20 protein-coding genes and 1 riboswitch are annotated in these 18024 nt (G+C 62.2%); of the genes, 19 read left to right on the plus strand and 1 reads right to left on the minus strand.

Going from position 1 to position 18024, the window contains the following annotated elements:
- Nucleotides 1-343: 343 nt before the first annotated feature.
- The 19 genes from AB4O23_RS12020 to AB4O23_RS12110 all read left to right on the plus strand — a co-directional run bounded on the left by AB4O23_RS12020 (nt 344) and on the right by AB4O23_RS12110 (nt 16561).
- Nucleotides 344-1381 (plus strand): DUF2066 domain-containing protein, encoded by a 1038-nt coding sequence (locus AB4O23_RS12020; RefSeq protein WP_068938079.1) that lies wholly within the window; start codon nt 344-346, stop codon nt 1379-1381.
- Nucleotides 1382-1420: 39 nt separating this feature from the next.
- Nucleotides 1421-2494 (plus strand): AI-2E family transporter, encoded by a 1074-nt coding sequence (locus AB4O23_RS12025; RefSeq protein ID WP_460150497.1) that lies wholly within the window; start codon nt 1421-1423, stop codon nt 2492-2494.
- A gap of 203 nt (nt 2495-2697) precedes the next feature.
- On the plus strand, nt 2698-3402 hold the full coding sequence (gene hda, locus AB4O23_RS12030; RefSeq protein ID WP_017527566.1) for a DnaA regulatory inactivator Hda: 705 nt from the start codon (nt 2698-2700) through the stop codon (nt 3400-3402).
- A gap of 209 nt (nt 3403-3611) precedes the next feature.
- Nucleotides 3612-4241: a C40 family peptidase gene (locus tag AB4O23_RS12035; RefSeq protein ID WP_065878108.1), complete on the plus strand. Its 630-nt coding sequence runs from the start codon at nt 3612-3614 to the stop codon at nt 4239-4241.
- Nucleotides 4242-4385: 144 nt separating this feature from the next.
- Nucleotides 4386-4925: a C40 family peptidase gene (locus AB4O23_RS12040; protein ID WP_017527568.1), complete on the plus strand. Its 540-nt coding sequence runs from the start codon at nt 4386-4388 to the stop codon at nt 4923-4925.
- A gap of 97 nt (nt 4926-5022) precedes the next feature.
- Nucleotides 5023-5268: riboswitch (cobalamin riboswitch) on the plus strand.
- 79 nt (nt 5269-5347) lie between these two features.
- The gene (gene cobO, locus AB4O23_RS12045) at nt 5348-5959 is read left to right on the plus strand and encodes a cob(I)yrinic acid a,c-diamide adenosyltransferase (protein WP_065878106.1); all 612 of its coding nucleotides are present in this window, start codon (nt 5348-5350) and stop codon (nt 5957-5959) included.
- Nucleotides 5956-7284, plus strand: a complete 1329-nt coding sequence (locus AB4O23_RS12050) for a cobyrinate a,c-diamide synthase (protein ID WP_065878104.1) — start codon at nt 5956-5958, stop codon at nt 7282-7284. Before cobO ends, AB4O23_RS12050 begins: the two co-directional genes overlap by 4 nt.
- The gene (bluB, locus tag AB4O23_RS12055; RefSeq protein WP_017527571.1) at nt 7281-7931 is read left to right on the plus strand and encodes a 5,6-dimethylbenzimidazole synthase; all 651 of its coding nucleotides are present in this window, start codon (nt 7281-7283) and stop codon (nt 7929-7931) included. The genes AB4O23_RS12050 and bluB overlap by 4 nt, the downstream gene beginning before the upstream one ends.
- Nucleotides 7928-8836 (plus strand): adenosylcobinamide-phosphate synthase CbiB, encoded by a 909-nt coding sequence (cbiB, locus tag AB4O23_RS12060; protein WP_017527572.1) that lies wholly within the window; start codon nt 7928-7930, stop codon nt 8834-8836. Before bluB ends, cbiB begins: the two co-directional genes overlap by 4 nt.
- A complete protein-coding gene (gene cobD / locus AB4O23_RS12065) occupies nt 8829-9818 on the plus strand; it encodes a threonine-phosphate decarboxylase CobD (protein WP_065878102.1) in 990 nt (329 codons plus the stop codon). The genes cbiB and cobD overlap by 8 nt, the downstream gene beginning before the upstream one ends.
- The gene (locus tag AB4O23_RS12070) at nt 9815-11281 is read left to right on the plus strand and encodes a cobyric acid synthase (protein WP_065878100.1); all 1467 of its coding nucleotides are present in this window, start codon (nt 9815-9817) and stop codon (nt 11279-11281) included. The genes cobD and AB4O23_RS12070 overlap by 4 nt, the downstream gene beginning before the upstream one ends.
- Entirely contained in the window at nt 11269-11790 is a 522-nt protein-coding gene (gene cobU, locus AB4O23_RS12075) for a bifunctional adenosylcobinamide kinase/adenosylcobinamide-phosphate guanylyltransferase (protein WP_068938080.1), read from the plus strand. Before AB4O23_RS12070 ends, cobU begins: the two co-directional genes overlap by 13 nt.
- Entirely contained in the window at nt 11787-12842 is a 1056-nt protein-coding gene (gene cobT / locus AB4O23_RS12080) for a nicotinate-nucleotide--dimethylbenzimidazole phosphoribosyltransferase (RefSeq protein ID WP_460063327.1), read from the plus strand. Before cobU ends, cobT begins: the two co-directional genes overlap by 4 nt.
- On the plus strand, nt 12839-13414 hold the full coding sequence (gene cobC / locus AB4O23_RS12085; RefSeq protein WP_065878096.1) for an alpha-ribazole phosphatase family protein: 576 nt from the start codon (nt 12839-12841) through the stop codon (nt 13412-13414). The genes cobT and cobC overlap by 4 nt, the downstream gene beginning before the upstream one ends.
- Nucleotides 13415-13416: 2 nt before the next feature.
- A complete protein-coding gene (locus AB4O23_RS12090; protein WP_135196177.1) occupies nt 13417-14145 on the plus strand; it encodes an adenosylcobinamide-GDP ribazoletransferase in 729 nt (242 codons plus the stop codon).
- A 42-nt stretch (nt 14146-14187) separates the two neighbouring features.
- Nucleotides 14188-14592 (plus strand): MarR family winged helix-turn-helix transcriptional regulator, encoded by a 405-nt coding sequence (locus tag AB4O23_RS12095; RefSeq protein ID WP_017527579.1) that lies wholly within the window; start codon nt 14188-14190, stop codon nt 14590-14592.
- A gap of 63 nt (nt 14593-14655) precedes the next feature.
- A complete protein-coding gene (locus tag AB4O23_RS12100) occupies nt 14656-15855 on the plus strand; it encodes an MFS transporter (RefSeq protein WP_161979887.1) in 1200 nt (399 codons plus the stop codon).
- Nucleotides 15852-15974, plus strand: a complete 123-nt coding sequence (locus AB4O23_RS12105; RefSeq protein ID WP_017527581.1) for a hypothetical protein — start codon at nt 15852-15854, stop codon at nt 15972-15974. Before AB4O23_RS12100 ends, AB4O23_RS12105 begins: the two co-directional genes overlap by 4 nt.
- Before the next feature lie 35 nt (nt 15975-16009).
- Nucleotides 16010-16561 (plus strand): glutathione peroxidase, encoded by a 552-nt coding sequence (locus AB4O23_RS12110; protein ID WP_017527582.1) that lies wholly within the window; start codon nt 16010-16012, stop codon nt 16559-16561.
- A 65-nt stretch (nt 16562-16626) separates the two neighbouring features.
- Here the strand turns inward: AB4O23_RS12110 and AB4O23_RS12115 are convergent, their stop codons facing one another.
- Nucleotides 16627-17907 (minus strand): OmpP1/FadL family transporter, encoded by a 1281-nt coding sequence (locus AB4O23_RS12115; RefSeq protein WP_065878092.1) that lies wholly within the window; start codon nt 17905-17907, stop codon nt 16627-16629.
- Between the last annotated feature and the right edge of the window lie 117 nt (nt 17908-18024).

Here is an 18024-nt window from a genome sequence, read left to right on the forward strand (position 1 = left end):
AGGGGGGATTTCTGGGTAACGACCGAGCGGGCAGGCGCTTTTGGTAAAAGGCCCAGCCGTTGACGGTCTGCGAAGGCGCGCGATTTTATCAGGCTTGAGGGGCAGCGGCCATCCTCGGGCCGACGGGCAGGGCTATATAGCTGAAAAAAGCGCGTTAAAAAAATGCTAATCGGCTCTGCTTCGGGCCGTATTAAGGTATAGCCTTGAACCCGCTATCGTTATGACTGCGCGAAAACTTACCGAGGCCCTGTGAATGTTTTGTCGGTCGCCATGGTCACAGCCATGGCAAACCGAGTTCATGCGGTCTGTTCCAGCCGCTAAATTTGTCGTTCGGGAATCTTCCATGCGTCTGTGTAAATTCTTCTTTGTGGGCTGCTTGTCGTTGGTCAGCCTGGCGAGTCATGCCGAAACCCTCAATGGCCTGTATCAAGTACTTGAACCGGTTAGCAGCCAATCGCCGCAAGAGCGCGATCAGGCCACCCAGCGTGCGGTGCAGACGATGGTGATCCGCCTGACCGGCGACGCCAAAGCCGCCGAGGGCCCGGGCCTGGCGGCGATTCGCAAGGACCCGCAGCAAATCATCACCCAATATGGCTATGACGCCGGGCCGCCCGAGAGCCTGCAAGTGGACTTCGATCCGGTCAGCACCGACCGCGCCCTGCGTGACGCGGGCCTGTCGATCTGGGGCAGCAATCGGCCGTCGATCCTCGGCTGGTGGCTCAACGATTCCACCGAAGGCAGCAGCCTGGTAGGCGATGGCCAGAGCGTTGCCCAGGCCCTGCGCCGCGCGGCACAACATCGCGGTTTGCCGCTGCGCCTGCCCCTGGGGGATCTGGACGAGCAGGTCGTGGCCACCGCGCCGAACCTGGAAAGCGCCGATGCCACCCCCTTGCGCGCCGCTTCCGAACGTTACGGTGCCGACGCCTTGCTGGCGGTACATGCGCGCCAGGAAGGCAACCAATGGCAAGCCAAATGGCGCCTGTGGCTGGGTGACAAGAGCGAGCAGGGCACCGCCCAAGGTGCCGATACCGGCGCCGTGGCCGACGCGGTGATGCTGGCGATCAGCCAAAAGCTGGCGCCGCGTTTTGCGGTCAAGCCGGGCGTGAGCACCGAACAATTGCTGCAAGTGCAGGGCATGACCCTGGAACGCTATGCGGCGCTGGGGCATTTGCTTGAGCCGTTTGGTGGCCAGCCGCTGCGTGTGGAGGGCGATCGCATCGTGTATCGCGTCAATGGCAGCGCCGATCAGTTGCGCACCCAGTTGAGCCTGGCCAAGTTGCAGGAAATTCCCGCGGGCGAGCCTGCGCCGCAACCGTTAGCGCCAGGCGCGCAACCGCCCGCCGCACCTGAGCCTCAGGCGCAACTGCGGTTTCGTTGGTAAACAGTTCTTCCTTATATAGATAGAAGCATGGAGTGGTGTATGGCGGATACGCGTCGTTGGGTGTGGCTTGGCGGGATTGTCCTGCTGTGCGTTTTTGTGTTCTTGCTGCATTCGATCCTGACGCCGTTCCTGGTTGCGTTGCTGCTCGCCTATCTGTTCGATCCCGTGGTGGATCGCCTGGAGAAGGTCGGGCTGTCGCGGACCTTGGGGGTTGTCGCGGTGTTCGCGCTGTTTACCCTGATCATCACCGCGTTGGTATTGGTGCTGGTGCCGATGTTGGCCAAGCAATTGTTCCGCCTCTATGAACTGGCGCCACAGATGCTCGACTGGTTGCAACACACGGCGATGCCGTGGGCCCAGGCCAAGCTCGGGCTGTCGGACGGCTTCTGGAAGTTCGACAAGGTCAAGGCGGCGATCAGCGAACATATGGGCCAGACCACCGATATCGTGGGTGTGATCCTCAGCCAGGCCACCGCCTCCAGCCTGGCATTGATCGGCTGGCTGACCAACCTGGTGCTGATCCCGGTGGTAGCGTTCTATTTGCTGCGCGATTGGGATGTGATGATGGCCAAGATCCGCAGCCTGCTGCCGCGCAACCGCGAGGAGCGCATCGTCGCCCTGGCCGGTGAGTGTCATGAAGTGCTCGGGGCGTTCGTGCGCGGGCAGTTGCTGGTGATGCTGGCACTGGGGATCATCTACGCCGCCGGCTTGATGGCGATAGGCTTGGAGCTGGGCCTGTTGATCGGCCTGATCGCGGGCTTGGCCGCCATCGTGCCGTACATGGGGTTTGTGATTGGTATCGGTGCGGCGCTGGTGGCCGGGCTGTTCCAGTTTGGCGGTGACCTTTACCCGATGCTGGGCATTGTTGCGGTATTCATGGTCGGCCAGGCCCTGGAAGGCATGGTGCTCACCCCATTGCTGGTGGGCGATCGAATCGGCCTGCACCCCGTGGCGGTGATCTTTGCGATCCTGGCGGGCGGCGAGCTGTTTGGCTTTACGGGCATCCTCCTGGCGCTGCCGGTGGCGGCGGTGATTATGGTGCTGGTGCGCCATGTACATGATTTGTACAAGGATTCCGAGGTGTACACGGGCGTCGAAGACCCCGAGTTGTAATCGCGGCGTCACAAACCCGGCTTCGGCCGGGTTTGGCGTTTATGGCCCTGTGCCGTCAAACAAACCGCAAAAAACCGGCAAGTTAACGCAAACCTTTGATTTTGCTTGTGGTCTGCTGCATTGTGCGCCCGGCTTCACGGGTATAAACTTTGCAAACTTTACACAGAGGCCACTAACGGTTCGATGGGAGCCGTTCAGTCAGCATGAAACCGATTCAGCTGCCCTTAGGTGTGCGTCTGCGTGATGACGCCACCTTTATCAATTACTACCCAGGCGCCAATGCCGCTGCACTCGGCTATGTCGAGCGGCTCTGCGAAGCCGACGCCGGGTGGACTGAAAGCCTGATCTATCTGTGGGGCAAGCATGGCGTGGGGCGTACCCACCTGTTGCAGGCCGCCTGCCTGCGCTTCGAGCAAATGGGTGAGCCGGCGGTATACCTGCCGTTGGCTGAGCTGATGGATCGCGGCATCGGCATCTTCGACAACCTTGAACAGTACGAACTGGTGTGCCTGGATGACCTGCAGGTGATCGCCGGCAAGGCGGATTGGGAAGAGGCGCTGTTCCATTTATTCAATCGCTTGCGTGACAGCGGCCGGCGCTTGCTGATTGCCGCCGCCACGTCGCCTCGGGAATTGCCGGTCAAGTTGGCCGACCTCAAGTCACGCCTGACCCTGGCGCTGATCTTCCAGATGCGCCCCCTGTCCGACGAAGACAAGCTGCGCGCCCTGCAATTGCGTGCATCCCGTCGTGGCCTGCACCTCACCGACGAAGTGGGGCACTTTATCCTCACCCGCGGTACCCGCAGCATGAGCGCCTTGTTCGATTTGCTTGAGCAGCTCGATCAGGCCTCTTTGCAGGCGCAACGAAAATTGACGATCCCTTTTCTCAAAGAGACGTTGGGTTGGTAACACGTTGATTTGTCACGATTCGGCACTTTTCAGGCGCCAGAAAACCTACGTCTGAGCCCGGCGGGCTACGCATTTACGTCATTAATTGGAATCAGGGCTTAGATGTCACGGTCCAATCGCGAAGTCACATAGCGCACGATTGAATTTGCAAATCGATGTGATAGAGGGCATAGTCTCGGCTTCTTTACACATCAGCCACGGTCGTGCCCATGCTAAATCGCTTCGCACCCCTCGTGCCTCTCGCACTCGTTACCCTGTTGTTTGGTTGCGCCTCCCACCCTCAACAAGTGGCAGAGCAGCAGAAGCCTCAACAACAGTCCCAGGCAAAATTCGTCGCTGCGCAGTCTGCTTCCGTTTATGAAGAAGAGCTGGCAACCGAGAAAGAACTGGCCGATTTCTCCGGCAACAAGCCTTACCAGCTTCCAGTTCTGGCCGACAGTATCCTAGAACGCGGCATGTCCCTGATCGGTACCCGTTACCGTTTCGGAGGTACCTCCGAAGCCGGTTTCGATTGCAGCGGTTTTATCGGCTATCTGTTTCGCGAAGAAGCCGGCATGAACCTGCCACGCTCCACGCGCGAAATGATCAACGTGAAAGCACCGTTGGTCGCACGCAACAACCTCAAGCCCGGTGATCTGCTTTTCTTCAGTACGGCAGGCCGTGGTCGTGTCAGTCACGCCGGTATCTACTTGGGTGACAACCAGTTTATCCACTCCAGCAGCCGTCGCAGTGGCGGTGTGCGAGTCGACAGCCTGGGTGACAGCTACTGGAGCAAAACCTTCATCGAAGCCAAGCGCGCACTCGCCATGGCCCCGACTACGGTTACCGCCAGTAAGTAAACTTAAAGTGATACTTGAAGTTTGACGCGTAAGCGCTAGAATCCCTGGATATTGTTGTAACCCGTTCGCGCGAGCTTTGCTTGCGCGTTCTGGTTTTCAGCGTTCGGCAGCGAAAGCCGCATCCAGACCAGGATTGTTCTGCACATGTCGACCTCGGCCCGCCTGATTCTAATTGTTTGCGCCGCGCTTCTCAGCGCCTGCGCCAGCCGCACACCGCCGCCCGCGCCCATCGCGGTCAAGCCCAAGCCGGTGTTCAATTATTCCACCCAGAACTTTTCGCCTGCTGCCGAAGACGTGCTCTTTCGTGCGCTGGGCCTGGTCGGCACGCCTTATCGCTGGGGCGGTAACACGCCAGACTCCGGTTTTGATTGCAGCGGTCTGATCGGCTTCGTCTACCGCGACGCCGCCGGCATTTCCCTGCCACGCACCACGCGCGAGCTGATCGTGATGCGCGCCCAGGATGTGAGCGAGCAGAACCTGCAAACCGGCGACCTATTGTTCTTCGCCACCGGTGGTGGCTCGCAGGTCAGCCATGCTGGGATCTACGTGGGTGAAGGTCGCTTTGTCCATGCGCCGCAAACCGGTGGCACGGTGAAACTGGACACCCTGTCCAAAGCGTATTGGCAGAATGCTTACCTGAGTGCCAAGCGCGTATTGCCGGGCAATCTGGCGCGTAATCCTTAGAATCAATGCCACGTTGCACGCTTAAAGCTGCAAGACGGCGCAATGCCTGCTTGTAGCTTTAGGCTTGACGCTTGCAGCTAGCCCTCCAACCCACTAACCTTCGCCGCTTGTTCCAGGTGCTCTGTGACCCGTGGGTCGACAGAGTGAAACAGGGAAGCCGGTGAGTGAGCGCGCTTATACACAGCGCCGCCGCAATTCCGGCGCTGCCCCCGCAACGGTAAATGAGTCAAGACCCTGCATTGAGCCACTGTATCGCTCGCGATATGGGAAGGCGCAGCGTCGACCTGTTCGCTTCAGAACGCCACTCATGAGCCCGGAGACCGGCCAGGATCATCCAACAGCATCACGGTGGGCGATGCTTGGCTGTCTGTTTTTTCTTTTCCCTGCCCGCCGTTTTTGTTCAGCCCCAACGGAGAGCTGCCATGACCGATACCCCCGACCGCGATGAACGCCACCTGGCACGCATGCTGCGCAAAAAAGCCGTGATCGACGAGCGCATCGCCAATTCACCCAATGAATGCGGCTTGCTATTGGTGCTCACCGGTAATGGCAAAGGCAAGAGCAGCTCGGCATTCGGCATGCTCGCCCGCGCCATGGGCCATGGCATGCAGTGCGGCGTGGTGCAGTTCATCAAGGGGCGTAACAGTACCGGCGAAGAATTGTTTTTCCGCCGTTTCCCCGAGCAAGTGCGCTTTCACGTGATGGGCGAAGGCTTCACTTGGGAAACCCAGGACCGGCAGCGCGATATTGCCGCCGCCGAAGCCGCCTGGGCCGTGTCGCGCCAATTACTGCAAGACCCGTCCATTGGCCTGGTGGTGCTGGATGAGCTCAATATTGCCCTCAAGCATGGCTACCTCGACCTCGATCATGTTCTGAGCGACCTGCAAGCCCGCCCACCGATGCAACACGTGGTCGTCACCGGCCGTGGCGCCAAGCCCGAGTTGATCGAAATGGGCGACACCGTCACTGAAATGGGCATGCTCAAGCATGCGTTCCAGGCCGGTATCAAGGCACAGAAGGGCGTCGAACTGTGAACCCGCCCCGTCATTGCCCGGCTGTATTGATCGCCGCTCCGGCGTCCGGCCAGGGCAAAACCACCGTCACCGCCGCGCTCGCCCGTTTGCATCGCAACCTGGGGCGCAACGTGCGCGTGTTCAAATGCGGCCCGGACTTTCTGGACCCGATGATCCATGAGCGCGCCAGCGGTGCGCCGGTTTATCAATTGGACATGTGGATGGTGGGCGAGCAGGAAAGTCGCCGCTTGTTGTGGGAAGCGGCGGGGGAGGCGGACCTGATCCTGATCGAGGGCGTGATGGGCCTGTTCGACGGCACGCCGTCCAGCGCCGACCTGGCGCGGCACTTCGGCGTGCCGGTGTTGGGCGTGATCGACGGCACCGCCATGGCCCAGACCTTTGGCGCGCTGGCATTGGGCCTGGCGCGCTATCAGCCGGACCTGCCGTTTGCCGGGGTACTGGCCAACCGCGTCGGCACGCTGCGCCATGCGCAGTTGCTCGAAGGCAGCCTCACCGAAGGCCTGCGCTGGTACGGCGCGTTGTCACGTGAGACCGGTATCGAGCTGCCCAGCCGTCACCTGGGGCTGGTGCAGGCCAGCGAATTGAATGATCTCGATGTGCGCCTGGACGCCGCCGCCCAGGCCCTGGGCAGCAGTTGCGAAGTCGCGCTGCCGCCGCCGGTGGCCTTCGCCGCACCGCAGGTGATCGAGGCGGAGCCATTGCTCAAGGGCGTGCGCATCGCCGTCGCCCGTGACGAAGCCTTCGCGTTCACCTACGGCGCCAGCCTCGACCTGCTGCGAGCGATGGGGGCTCAGTTGAGCTTCTTTTCGCCGATCCATGATCACGCACTGCCCGACGCCGACAGCCTCTATCTGCCCGGTGGTTACCCGGAACTGCACCACCAGGCGCTGTCGGAAAATACCCCTATGCTCGCTGCCATCCGCGCCCACCACGCCGCCGGCAAGCCGTTGCTCGCCGAATGCGGCGGCATGCTCTACCTGCTGGACTCGCTCACCGACGTCGACGGCAACCGTGCCGAACTGCTCGGCCTTTTACCGGGCGATGCGGTGATGCAAAAGAAACTCGCGGCCCTGGCCCTGCAAAGCGTCGAACTGCCGGAAGGCGTGTTGCGTGGGCACACGTATCACCATTCCCTGACCAGCACCGAGTGCCAGCCGATTGCCCGTGGCCTGAGCCCTAACGGTGGGCGCGGTGCCGAGGCGGTTTACCGACAGGGGCGGATGACAGCCTCTTATGTGCACTTTTATTTCCCATCGAACCCATCAGCGGTCGCCGCCTTGTTTGCACCCAATGTGGGAGGGGGCTTGCCCTCGATAGGGCCATGACCGACAACGCATTTGCCCCGGCCGACCGCGACGCCGTCTACCGCGCCATCGCCGAGCGCCGCGACATGCGCCACTTCAGCGGCGGTACGGTGGCTCCCGAATTGCTTCATCGCCTGCTCCAGGCCGCGCATCAGGCACCCAGTGTGGGTTTGATGCAGCCGTGGCGTTTTATCCGCATCAGCGACCGCCACCTGCGTGGGCAAATCCAGCAAGTGGTCGAAGAAGAGCGCGTGCGCACCGCCCAAGCCCTGGGCGAACGTTCCGATGAATTCATGAAGCTCAAGGTCGAAGGCATTCACGACTGCGCTGAAGTACTGGTGGCGGCGTTGATGGATGATCGCGAGCGGCACATTTTCGGCCGCCGTACCTTGCCGGAAATGGACATGGCTTCGCTGTCCTGTGCGATCCAGAATCTATGGCTGGCTGCCCGTGTCGAAGGGCTGGGCATGGGCTGGGTATCGTTGTTCGACCCCCAGGCCCTGGCCGATCTGCTGGGCCTGCCGCCCGGCGCCAAACCCCTGGCCGTGCTGTGCCTGGGGCCGGTGGCCGAATTCTATCCGGCACCGATGTTGCAGCTCGAAGGCTGGGCCGAACCGCGGCCGCTGAAAGACATGTTGTATGAGAATACGTGGGGAGCGAGTCAATGAGTGTGGCCTTGCTGTGTGTCGCCGGGGTGGCGTTGGATGCGCTGCTGGGTGAACCCAGGCGTCGGCATCCGCTGGTGGCGTTCGGCAATTTTGCCGGGCGCATCGAGCAACGCTTCAATAGCGGTGGCCGTGGCTGGCGCAGCCATGGCGTGACGGCATGGTTTATCGCCGTGGTGCCGTTGACGCTGCTGGCCACCGCGCTGTCGTGGGCGCCCTATATCGGGTGGGCGCTGGAGATTCTGGCGCTGTACTGTGCCCTCGGCATGCGCAGCCTGGGTGAACATGTACTGCCTGTCGCCCAGGCGTTGCGCAGCGATGACCTGGATGAAGCGCGCACGCGGGTGAGTTACCTGGTGAGCCGCCAGACCAGCGAGCTGGACAGCACCGAAGTAGCCCGTGCCGCCACCGAATCGGTGCTCGAAAACGGCAGTGATGCGGTGTTTGCCGCGTTGTTCTGGTTCGTGGTCGCTGGCGTACCGGGGGTGGTGCTCTACCGTTTGAGCAATACCCTCGACGCCATGTGGGGCTATCGCAATGAGCGCTTCGAACGCTTTGGCTGGGCGGCGGCGAAAATCGACGACGTACTGAACTACATTCCTGCGCGCCTGGTGGCCTTGACCTACGCGGTGCTGGGCAAAACCGCCCTGGCGCTCAAATGCTGGCGTACCCAGGGGCCGACATGGGACAGCCCCAACGCGGGGCCGGTGATGGCGTCCGGGGCCGGCGCACTGGGCGTCGAATTGGGCGGTGCGGCGATTTATCACGGCGAGCTGCACCAGCGCCCGCCATTGGGCGAAGGCCCGGCGGCGGATGCCGATTCAATCGAACGAGGCTGGCAACTGGTGCAGCGCGGCGTTTGGCTGTGGCTGCTGATCCTATGCGCGGGGGCGCAATTCTATGCTTGAACACGGTGGTCGGCTGCGCAAAGCGTCGGTTCAATACGGGATTGCCGAGGCCAACTGGCTGGATCTCTCCAGCGGCCTTGCGCCCTGGCCCTGGCCGATCCCCGAGATACCGCTACGCGCTTGGGCGCGCCTGCCGGAAACCGACGACGGCCTGGAGCAGGCCGCCGGCGAGTATTACGGCGCGGCGCACGTGTTGCCGGTGCCCGGTTCCCAGGCGGCGATCCAGTTGCTGCCACGCCTGCGCCGTGCGGGCAAGGTCGGCGTGTTATCGCCGTGCTACGCCGAACACGCCGAAGCTTGGCGCCGCGCGGGTTACGTGGTGCGTGAGGTGCAGGAGCAGGAAGTCGACTTTTTCCTCGATGGCCTCGATGTGCTGGTGGTGGTCAACCCCAACAACCCCACCGGTCTGAGCCTCAGCCCGCAGCGCCTGCTGGATTGGCACACGCGGCTGGCCCAGCGCGGCGGCTGGCTGGTGGTGGACGAAGCGTTTATGGACGTGACCCCGCAATTGAGCCTGGCGAGCCAGGCCCATCAGGTTGGCCTGATTGTACTGCGCTCGTTCGGCAAGTTTTTCGGCCTGGCGGGTGTACGGCTGGGCTTTGTGCTGGCCGAGCGCCGGCTGCTCAAGTTGCTCGCCGAGCAGGTCGGGCCGTGGGCGGTCAGTGGGCCGACGCGGGTGCTTGGCCAAGCGTGCCTGCGCGACACCGCCGGCCACGCGCACCAGCGCGCCCGGTGCCTGGAGGCCGGCCGGCGCTTGTTCGAGTTGCTGCAACGCCATGGCTTTGAACCGCAGGGCGGCTGCGCCTTGTTCCAATGGTTGATCACTCCGCATGCCGAACGCATGCACGAATTCATGGCCCAGCGCGGCATTCTGCTGCGCCTGTTTGTGCACGACAGCAGCCTGCGCTTCGGCCTGCCCGACACCGAGGTCGATTGGCTGCGCCTCGACGCGGCGCTGGCTGCCTATAAGGACGCTGCATGAGTACGCTGATGGTGCAAGGCACCACCTCCGATGCGGGTAAAAGCACCCTGGTGACTGCGCTGTGCCGTTGGCTGGTGCGCCAAGGCATTGCAGTGGCACCGTTCAAACCGCAGAACATGGCGCTCAACAGTGCGGTGACCGCCGAAGGCGGCGAAATAGGCCGCGCCCAGGCGGTGCAGGCCCAGGCGGCCAACCTGGCGCCGCATACCGATATGAACCCGGTGCTGCTCAAACCCAACAGCGACACCGGCTCCCAAGTGATCATCCATGGCCGTGCGGTCACCAGCATGAACGCGGTGGCCTATCACGACTACAAAGCCATCGCGATGCAAGCGGTGCTGGCTTCCCACTCGCGCTTGAGCCAGGCCTACCCGGTGGTGATGGTGGAAGGGGCGGGGTCGCCGGCAGAGATCAACCTGCGCGCCAACGACATCGCCAATATGGGCTTCGCCGAGGCGGTGGATTGCCCGGTGTTGTTGATCGCCGATATCAATCGGGGCGGGGTGTTCGCCCATTTGGTCGGCACGCTGGAGTTGCTCTCACCCAGCGAACAGGCGCGGGTCAAAGGCTTCATCATCAACCGTTTTCGCGGTGATATCGCGCTGCTGCAGCCTGGCCTCGATTGGCTGCAAGCGCGTACCGGCAAACCGGTAGTGGGCGTATTGCCGTACGTGATGGACCTGCACCTGGAAGCCGAAGACGGCATTGACCATCGCCAGATCGACAAGGCCGCGCAGGTACTCAAGGTGGTGGTCCCGGTGTTGCCGCGCATCAGCAACCATACGGATTTCGACCCGCTGCGCCTGCATCCCCAAGTGGATCTGCAGTTCGTCGGGCCGGGCCAACCTATACCCGCCGCCGACCTGATTATCCTGCCGGGCTCGAAAAGCGTGCGCAGCGATCTGGCGTATCTGCGCGCCAATGGCTGGCACACCGCCGTGGCGCGGCACCTGCGTTATGGCGGCAAGGTGCTCGGTATTTGCGGCGGCTTGCAGATGCTTGGCGAGCAGGTGCACGACCCGTTGGGCCTGGAAGGGCCGGCGGGTTCCAGCGATGGCCTGGGCCTGCTGGCGTTCAGCACCACGCTGGAGCACGAAAAACAGCTGCGCAACGTTCGCGGTCGCTTGTTGCTGGAAGATGCCGAGGTCAGCGGCTATGAGATCCATGCCGGCGTAACATCGGGCGAAGCCTTGTCGAGCGCTGCCGTGCACTTGGATGACGGCCGTACCGATGGCGCCCTGAGTGCCGACGGGCAGATCCTCGGCACCTACCTGCACGGGCTGTTCGAAACCCCGGCCGCGTGCAGCGCCTTGCTGCGCTGGGCGGGGTTGGCCAACGTGCAGGCGGTGGATTACCACGCCCTGCGCGAGCGCGACATCGAGCGGTTGGCGGACCTGGTGGAGCGCCACCTGGATACGGATTTGTTGCGCACCTTGTGTGGAGTCGCCTCATGCACCAACTGATCCTGGGCGGCGCCCGTTCCGGTAAAAGTCGCCTCGCCGAAAAACTCGCCAGCGACAGCGCGTTGCCTGTCATTTATATCGCTACCAGCCAACCGCTGGACGGCGAGATGAACACCCGCGTGGCCTTGCATCGCAAGCGTCGCCCCGAGCAGTGGGGCTTGATCGAAGAACCGATCGAGTTGGCGCGGGTGCTGCGCGAAAACGCCGCCCCCGGCCGCTGCCTGCTAGTGGATTGCCTGACGTTGTGGTTGACCAACCTGCTCATGCTCGAAGACCGGGAGCGCCTGGCGTTCGAGCGCGAGCAATTGTTGGAAAGCCTGGGCACGCTGGCGGGTGAAATCATTTTTGTCAGCAACGAGACCGGTCTGGGTGTCGTGCCGCTGGGCGAATTGACTCGCCGCTATGTGGATGAAGCCGGTTGGCTGCATCAAGCCTTGGCCGAACGGTGTCAGCGCGTGGTCCTGACCGTTGCCGGCCTGCCCCTGACTTTGAAAGGTACTGCGTTATGACTGACACTTGGTGGCTCAACCCGTGTAAGGCGATTGACGCCTCTGCGTACGAGCAGGCGCTGGCGCGCCAACAGCAATTGACCAAACCTGCCGGCTCCCTCGGCCAGTTGGAAGCGCTGGCCGTGCAATTGGCCGGCTTGCAGGGCCAGGTCAAACCGTCGATGGACCGGCTGTGGATCGCTATTTTTGCCGGTGACCACGGCGTGGTCGCCGAGGGCGTGTCGGCCTATCCCCAGGAAGTCACCGGGCAAATGCTGCATAACTTTGTCACCGGCGGTGCGGCCATCAGCGTGTTGGCGCGTCAGTTGGGCGCGCAGCTGGAAGTGGTGGACCTCGGCACGGTGAACCCTTCGCTGAACTTGCCCGGCGTGCATCACCTGAACATAGGCGTCGGCACCGCCAATTTCGTCAAGGGCCCGGCAATGACCGCTGCCCAGGGCAGATTGGCGCTGCAAGCGGGTCGCGATAGCGTGCTGCGTGCCCGTGAAAACGTTGCGCAATTGTTTATCGGCGGCGAAATGGGCATCGGCAACACCACCGCCGCCAGTGCGCTGGCGTGTGCGTTGCTCAAGTGCCAGGCCAGTGACCTGACCGGCCCTGGCACGGGCTTGAACGCCAACGGTGTCAGCCACAAGGTGGCCGTGATTGAACGCGCGTTGGCGCTGCACGCCGGGCAGCGCGATGATGCCCTGCACACCCTGTTCAATCTTGGCGGTTTTGAGATTGCCGCATTGGTGGGGGCCTACCTGGCGTGCGCCCAGGAAGGCATCGTCGTGCTGGTGGACGGGTTTATCTGCACCGTCGCTGCGCTGGTCGCCACGCGGTTGAACCCGGCGTGCCGCGACTGGTTGCTGTTCGGCCATCGCGGGGCGGAGCCCGGCCATCGGCACGTGTTGCACAGCCTTGATGCGCAACCGTTGCTCGACCTGGGCCTGCGCCTGGGTGAGGGCAGTGGCGCCGCGTTGGCCGTGCCGCTGCTGCGCCTGGCCTGTGCGTTGCACGGGCAAATGGCGACCTTTGCCGAAGCGGCCGTAGCGGACCGCCCGGCATGACCTTGCACCTGGACCTGCTGCGTCACGGCGAAACCGAACTGGGCGGCGGCCTGCGTGGCAGCCTGGACGACGCATTGACCGTCAGGGGCTGGGAGCAGATGCGCGCCGCAGTGGCGCAGCGAGGACCTTGGGACCGGGTGGTCAGTTCGCCATTGCAGCGCTGCGCGCGGTTCGCCGATGAATTGGGTGCGCGGTTCAACCTGCCGGTGAGCCTGGAGAACGATCTGCAAGAACTGCATTTCGGCGCTTGGGAAGGTCAGAGCGCGGCGGCGTTGATGAACACCGATGCCGAAGGCCTGGGGCTGTTCTGGGCCGATCCCTACAGCTTTACGCCGCCCGATGGCGAGCCGGTGGGCGAATTTTCTGAGCGGGTTCTGGGCGCTGTCTCACGCTTGTATCAGGCCTATGCCGGTAAGCGGGTGTTGTTGATCAGCCATGGCGGCGTGATGCGCTTGCTGCTGGCGCGTGCGCGGGGGTTGCCCCGTGAGCAACTGCTGAACGTGGAGGTCGGCCATGGCGGCTTGTTCAGCCTGCGGGTGGCCGCCGATGGTGGGTTGAAGGAAGGAATCTGACGATGCTGCCGTTCTGGATCGCTCTGCAATTTCTCAGCAGTTTGCCGATTCGCCTGCCGGGGATGCCGCAGCCCCTGGAATTGGGGCGTTCATTGCTGTTTTATCCGTTGGTCGGGTTGCTGTTCGGGTTGCTGCTGTGGAGTTTGAATGCGGCCCTGCTGGGCGCGCCGCTGTTGCTGCATGCCGCGCTGCTGTTGACCGCCTGGGTGTTGCTCAGCGGCGGCCTGCACCTGGATGGCCTGGCGGACAGCGCCGATGCCTGGCTGGGTGGCTTCGGCGACCGCGAACGCACCCTTACCATCATGAAAGACCCACGCAGCGGGCCGATTGCCGTGGTCACGCTGAGTTTGGTGCTGCTGCTCAAATTCACCGCGTTGGTGGCCTTGATCGAACAGCACAACGGTGCGGCATTGATCCTGGCGCCGCTGATCGGGCGGGCCTCGATGCTGGCGTTGTTCCTCACCACGCGCTATGTGCGGGCAGGCGGATTGGGTCAGGCACTGTCGGATCATTTACCCAGGACCGTCGGCCAGCAGGTGCTGGTTCTCAGCGGTCTGGCGTGCGTCCTCATCGGCGGTTTCAACGGCGGGGTGGCCGTGTTGCTCGCCACGCTGTGCTTTATGGGGCTGCGCCAATTGATGATCAAGCGTCTCGGCGGCACCACGGGCGACACCGCTGGGGCCTTGCTGGAGTTGCTTGAGGTCGCGGTAGTGGTCGGCCTGGCGCTGTAACACTTTCTTGCATTCCCTTAATCGCGGGTATATACACGTTCCATGCTTGCCTCCCAATGTTTATGCACCAACCTGCGACGTGCCGCCCGTGGCGTCAGCAGGCACTATGACGGCGCTCTCGACGGCTTCGGGATCAACGTCGCCCAGTATTCCTTGCTGTGTAACCTGCAGCGCCTCGATCAACCGAGCATTTCCAGCCTGGCCGAGGCCATGGGCCTGGATCGCAGCACCCTGGGGCGAAACCTGCGGGTGCTGGAATGCGAAGGCTTGGTGCAATTGGTCGAGGGCAATGACCTGCGCAACCGCCTGGTGTTGCTCACCGAAGCGGGTGCGCAGCGCCTGGCCGACGCCTTGCCGGCCTGGGAAGCGGCACAACAGAAATTGATCGATCGACTCGGCGCGCAAAAACGCGAAACCTTGTTGGCCTTGCTGGATGAACTCGCCTGAGTGCGGGTTTGTTCGAACACAAGCGGGTATATACCCGTGAGCGGAGAATAAGAAATGACCTCGATGTGGCGCACCAGCGGTTGGATCCTTGTGGGGAGTGCGCTGATCCTGGCGCTGTCTTTGGGCGTGCGGCATGGTTTCGGCCTGTTTCTGGCGCCGATGAGCAGCGAATTCGGCTGGGGCCGTGAGACCTTTGCCTTCGCCATCGCCTTGCAGAACCTGATCTGGGGTCTGGCGCAGCCATTTACCGGTGCGTTGGCCGACCGTTTCGGCGCCACCAAGGCCGTCTTTGTCGGTGGGGTGTTGTACGCCGCCGGCCTGGTGCTGATGGGCATGTCCGATTCGGCCTGGACGTTGTCGTTGAGTGCGGGCCTGCTCATCGGCATTGGCCTGTCCGGCACCTCGTTCTCGGTGATTCTGGGTGTGGTCGGCCGCGCGGTGGCGCCGGAAAAACGCAGCATGGCCATGGGCATTGCCAGCGCCGCCGGTTCTTTTGGCCAATTCGCCATGGTGCCGGGCACGTTGGGCTTGATCAGTTGGTTGGGGTGGTCGGCCGCGCTGCTGGCGCTGGGCTTGATGGTGGCGCTGATCCTGCCGCTGGTGATAATGCTCAAGGACCGGCCGCTGCCGGTGCTGGCCGGCCAGCAAACCCTGCGCGAAGCTTTGAAGGAAGCCTGCTCGCACTCCGGGTTCTGGCTGCTGGCCTTTGGCTTTTTCGTCTGCGGTTTCCAGGTGGTGTTTATCGGCGTGCATCTGCCGGCATACCTGGTGGACCAACACTTGCCGGCCACCGTCGGCACGACCGTATTGGCGCTGATCGGCCTGTTCAACATCTTCGGTACCTACACCGCCGGCTGGCTCGGTGGGCGCATGTCCAAACCACGCTTGTTGACGGGTTTGTACCTGTTGCGCGCGGTGGTGATCGTGTTGTTCCTGTGGGCGCCGGTCACCGAAATCAGCGCTTATCTGTTCGGCATGGCCATGGGCTTTCTGTGGCTGTCCACGGTGCCGCTGACCAACGGCACGGTCGCCACGCTGTTTGGTGTGCGAAACCTGTCCATGCTCGGTGGGATCGTGTTCCTGTTCCATCAACTGGGTTCATTCCTGGGCGGTTGGTTAGGCGGAGTGGTCTATGATCGAACCGGCAACTACGATTTGATCTGGCAAATGGCGATCCTGCTTAGCCTGCTCGCTGCGGCCCTGAATTGGCCGGTGCGTGAGCGGCCGGTCGCGCGATTGCAGGCACAGATGGAGGCAGCATGAATTCGATGGGGTACCTGTTCGGCGGGGTTGGCGCGATAGCGCTGCTGCTGGTGTTGGCATGGTGGGGCTGGCAGCGGGGTGGGCTGGCATTGATGCAACTGGGTATGTCGATCTGTTAAGTTCGATGTCCGGATTCTTTAAAGGACTTTTTGACATGCAGATGCGCTGGCTGGCTGTACCTGTGCTGATGGCGACCTTTGGCGGCGTGGCGTTGGCCGCCGAGTGCCCTTCCTTGCTTGAGGGCCAATTGCCCAAGCTGCGCGCCAAGGAGTCCATCGACCTGTGCCAGCGCTTTGCCGGCAAGCCACTGGTCATCGTCAACACCGCAAGCTTTTGTGGGTTCGCGCCGCAGTTCAAAGGCCTCGAAGCCTTGTATCAGCGCTACAAGGACCAAGGGCTGGAAGTGATCGGCGTGCCGTCCGATGACTTCAAGCAGGAAGCCAAGACGGGCGAGGAAACCGCCAAGGTCTGCTACGTGAATTATGGCGTGACCTTCACCATGACCGAGCCGCAGAAGGTCAAGGGGCCGGACGCGGTACACCTGTTCAAGGTGCTGGCGCAGCAGAGCAATGCGCCGAAGTGGAATTTCTACAAGTACGTGGTGGACCGTCAGGGCAAGGTGGTCGCCGATTTCTCCAGCCTGACCAAGCCGGACAGCCCGGAGCTGATCGAGGCGGTGGAGAAGGCCATCGCCTCCAAACCCTGAGCAACCCCGACTAAAAAGCCCCGCCTCCTTTGCAGGAGAGCGGGGCTTTTTTACACCACTGTGAATCAGAAGCGGTAGGTCATGCCCAGGCCGAAGCCGTTGGCGCTGTTTTCATACTTGGCGTTGTAGCTGGCCAGTTGGTTGGAGCGCGTGACCTTGACGTCTTCTTCCTTCAGGTAGGAGTAGGCGACGTCGATGGTCATGTTCGGCATGACCTCGTAGCCCAGGCCCAGGCTGAAGATGGTGCGGTCGCCGGTAGGAATGCGTGGCGAACGATCAGTGTTGTTGGTTGGCGACTGGTCGAATGTCAGGCCGGTACGCAGCACGACCTGTTTGGTCAACTGGTACGAAGTACCCACGGCGTAAGCCCAGGTATCGTGCCAGTTCTGATCTTCCTTGATGGTGCCGACCAGACTAGGCGCGAGCGCGCCGCCGCTGGCACCGCCAACGACACCTTCGTTCTTGACGGTGATGTCTTTCAGGCGGCTCCAGCGGGTCCAGGTGGCGCCTGCGTAGAGTTTCCAGGCGTCGGTCAGGTCTTGAGTCACCGAAAGGTCATAGGACTCAGGCGTGTCGATTTTCAGAGACGCGTCATAACGGTTGCTGCGCAAGAGGCCGGACGTTGCAGCGGGCGCGCTGACTTCGGTGTGACCGTCCAGCTTGTAGCTGACCTTGGAGTGATAGGTCAGGCCCACGCGAGTGGTGTCGGTGGCTTGCACCAGTACGCCGACGTTGAAGCCGAGCGCCGTGTCGTCGCCCTTGATCTTGATATTGGTGTCGGGTAACGCTTGGTTGAACGACAGATCCGATTCCAGCGTGCCGGAGATGCGGTTGATGGTCGGGCCAAAACCAACGGAAACGCGATCATTGAAGGCGTAGCTGACGGTCGGTTGAAAAGTCATGACTTTAACTTCGCTGTTGCTGCCGAAACTGCGGCCCTGGAAGTTTTTTTCGTAATCGGTCACCAGGCCGAACGGCGCATAGACGCCGAAGCCGACAGCCCACTGATCATTGAGTTTATTGGTGTAGAAACCGAAAGGAACCGCAGTGAAAGGCACCATGTCGCCTTTGTTGCTGCCACGCGAACGGCCGCTGGTATCGCTGATATTGGTGGAGGCGTCAATCGCCGCGACACCACCGGTAATCTGCTGGCCATTGAGGCGGGCCATACCGGCAGGGTTACCGTAGACAGTGCTTGCATCATCGGCAGAAGAAGAGCGACCTGCGAAACCCGTACCCATCCCGCTGACGCTCTGTTCGTTCAGTGCGAAACCGCTCGCGAACAGTTGGGAGGATGCCATGGCAACGGCGAGGCTAAGTGTGGTCTTGAGCATTACTTTTTTCATTATTAGAACTCCGGGGTGATCACCGCTGCGGAAAGTAACAATAAAATTAACATCGCGCTATAGGCTGTAATGTAGGAGATAGAGCGGTTTTGTAGGACAATCCGACCAAAATTCAGC

The sequence above is a fragment of the Pseudomonas sp. H2_A10 genome (genome assembly GCF_054680085.1).